A 3,218-nucleotide genomic window follows, 5' to 3' on the forward strand; every position below is an offset into this window, starting at 1 on the left:
GCTTTACTATGACATATTGTGACTATTCTATAAAAAGTATAGCTTCAAATTTATGCTATAACTCTTTAGGTGCATAATAGCGATAAAAAGGAATACATATGCCAAACGAGATATTAACTGCCAAAAATATTTTAGAAATACTAAAAAGATTAAATGACGGCCATACTTTAAGACTTAAGCTTTTATCTGAAGATATGGGAATGAGTACCAGAAATTTAGAGAGGTATTTTGCTACAATAAAGGCGGTATTTCCAGACGCATTTAATAAGGGTTCAGACGAAGGCGGATATTTTTATAGGCCAAATAAGCTAGATTTTAATCTAAATTCATCATTTTTGGTAATGTCTGCAATAGTATATAGCCTAATGCCAAAAGTAGAATTTAATAAATTTTTTAATTCTCTAGACAACGATAGCAAGAAAATTTTAAAAAAAGAGATGAAAAAAATAGATGCAACATACAAATTTATCACTAAGCCTTTTGAAGATATAAATTCTGAAATTTTAAAAAATATAGAACACTGTGTTAAATTTAGCCATCAGATATCACTAGAATACGACAACACTATAGATAAAAGAGTTTTAAACGTTAAGCCCTATAAGATAGTTTTTATAGATGAAAATTTCTATCTTGCCTGCCTTGATGGTGACAAATTTCTGATGCTAAGGATTAGCTTTATAAAAAATGTAAAAAAACTTAATAAATTTAACCATACCAACGAGTACGTAGACCGCTTTATAAACGAGGGATTACAAACATCGTTTAGTAATTTTGATCATTTTAAAAATGGAAATTTTATAGAAGTTAAACTAAAAATATCAAAAAATATTGCTAGGTATTTTTCGTCTAAAAAGAAATTTTTTAGCACACAAAGCATAAGAGAATTAGAGGGTGGCGAAAAGATAGTAACATACAGGGTAACACAACTTAAGGAGATCTTGCCTTTCATAAAAAAATGGCTGCCTGATGTCGAAGTAATAGAGCCTATCCAACTAAAGGATAAAATTTTAGAAGATATTTTAGAATATCAAAAAAGATGCACTAAAATGTAACATTACTAGCTATTTTTACGCTTAATGACTATTCTTTACGTGCTTGTAGGATATCAAACGTTATTTTAAAAAATTAATTATAACTCCCACTTGGTATCTTTTGATGTTTTTGTTTTTCTAGTGTAGATTTTTTTGGACTTCACGACTCTTGAATGCAAACTAATATTTCTTTTAATTGATGCCACTATAACTACATCCCTTGCCTTTATTTTCATTTTTGCATTTGACGACGCTAAAATCATATTTCCTCTCCATTGTTTTTATTTGTATGTTTTACTACTATCTCCAAAATCTCTATAACTATCTCAATAATTTATCTTGTGCTCATGTTTTCTCCTTGTGTTAATGTTTATTAAGTGAATTATACAACTTGCTATTGACTAAATATGCCTAAAATGATAATAAATTTTTGAACACATTGTTAGTATTGACTTACTTTCTTTATGGTATCCATCATAATACAGTTGTCAAAAGGCTATATTATTAACCTTACGACAATTAATAGGATGGATAATTATCGGCTTGAACGCTACGCCACTATCCCTTATTAGTTTTTTAAAAATTTGTCGAGATTTTTATGTTATACGATCTTGTGTCGTAAGTCATCAAAATTCTGTCATAAATCCCTCTGATCTTAAAACCCAAAACAAATCAAACGACAATGCCGAAGATAACGGCATTATAGCCGTGCCATATTTAGAAAAACCCGATAGCAAGGATCATAACGCTATTTTTGGATAACAAAAAATACGAGCCTATCGTAATCGACGGTTAGAATTTAGAAAATTGTAGTATCATAGGGCGCGTCGTAGCGCATATCAGAAAAGGCGTGATTTAAAGGGGTTTTGAAGTTTTGAAACAAATTGAAGTTTGGATTTCAAAATGCGAAAAAATGCCTAAATTTTGCAAATTGTGCATTTTAAGTTCCCATTTTTTACCTTACGTCCATATCTATACAAAAACATTCTTGGCGCTATTTGCTCCACATTTTTACCCATTCCTACTTTTTACCTTTTGCATAAGATTTATCAAAATGCATTGCAACGTCGACACTATAAACTAACAAAATCTAAGAATATTTTTATCTTACTTCGTATATACTTATAAAAATATATACTAGAGAGTACAGTTATGCAAACAAGATTAAAAGTATTCAAAAGCGGTAATTCTTTGGCACTAAGGCTTCCAAAAAGCCTAAATTTAGACAATGTCAAAGAGTTTATACTAAAGAGTTTTGATAATAACGAAGTGGTTTTAACCCCGGTTAAAGATGATGAATGGAGCGGACTGTTTAAGACTTTAAATGAGTTGAAAGATGCTGGAGTTAAATTTGAAAGAGCCGAGCAAAGCTTGCCGCAAGAGCGAAATTTCGGATTTAAATAATGTTTTTGCTTGATACCAATATTTGTAGCTACTTGATTTCTGGCACCGAGCCTTACAGTCAAAATATACTAAGCCATTTAACTAGATATGGCAAAAAGGATATTTTTATTTCCAGTATAACGGTAGCTGAAATGTTTTACGGTATAGAAAATTCCACTCAAAAAGAGTTAAATTTAAGACTCATGGGCGATTTTATCTCAAATTTCTGTGTTTTGGATTTTACGAGTAAATGTGCGGCAAGCTACGGCAAAATAAGGCTTGAGATGAAAAATAAAAACAGAAGGATAGGCGATATGGATATGCTGATTGCCGCCGTAGCGCTTAGTAATGATCTTGTTTTGGTTACGAATAACGAAAAAGATTTTAAAGATATAAGCGGGCTTAGGATGGAAAACTGGAGCGTTTGATATAATATACGGTAAATGCAAAGCCTTTTGTTGGTTATATCAGAGGTTAACTTGAAACCAGAATGTACAACCAAAATAAAGATGGCCGAACTTATGAAAACCAGTTGCGCCGCTCTTGATAGGCTACTAAACCCGGATAAAGATTCGCTAACGCTAAGCACGCTTGAAAGTGCGGCGGCGTCAGGCAAGAGACTAAGTATCTAGGTAACCTGACGGCTGCCGATCAATATAAATGAAATTTCGTCTAAAATTTTAGACAAAATTTTAGATAAAATATCGCAGAGAGAAAGGAATTAATGGTGCTGGACTTGTTACGTAGACTTGTTACATCTTTTTATCCAAAAAGAGTCAAAATTTATACTCTTAAAAATACCAT

Annotated in this window: 3 protein-coding genes; all 3 read left to right on the plus strand. The window is 31.6% G+C overall.

Annotated elements, in window-relative coordinates:
* Positions 1-98: 98 nt before the first annotated feature.
* The 3 genes from RYL88_RS12480 (at position 99) to RYL88_RS12490 (ending at position 2,842) form a co-directional block, all read left to right on the plus strand.
* Positions 99-1,052: a WYL domain-containing protein gene (locus RYL88_RS12480; RefSeq protein ID WP_314991733.1), complete on the plus strand. Its 954-nt coding sequence runs from the start codon at positions 99-101 to the stop codon at positions 1,050-1,052.
* Between the two features lie 1,170 nt (positions 1,053-2,222).
* A complete protein-coding gene (locus tag RYL88_RS12485) occupies positions 2,223-2,435 on the plus strand; it encodes a hypothetical protein (protein ID WP_295148399.1) in 213 nt (70 codons plus the stop codon).
* On the plus strand, positions 2,435-2,842 hold the full coding sequence (locus RYL88_RS12490; protein WP_314991735.1) for a type II toxin-antitoxin system VapC family toxin: 408 nt from the start codon (positions 2,435-2,437) through the stop codon (positions 2,840-2,842). Before RYL88_RS12485 ends, RYL88_RS12490 begins: the two co-directional genes overlap by 1 nt.
* Positions 2,843-3,218: the final 376 nt, after the last annotated feature.

The organism is uncultured Campylobacter sp., from assembly GCF_963517995.1.
Taxonomy (GTDB): Bacteria; Campylobacterota; Campylobacteria; order Campylobacterales; family Campylobacteraceae; genus Campylobacter_A.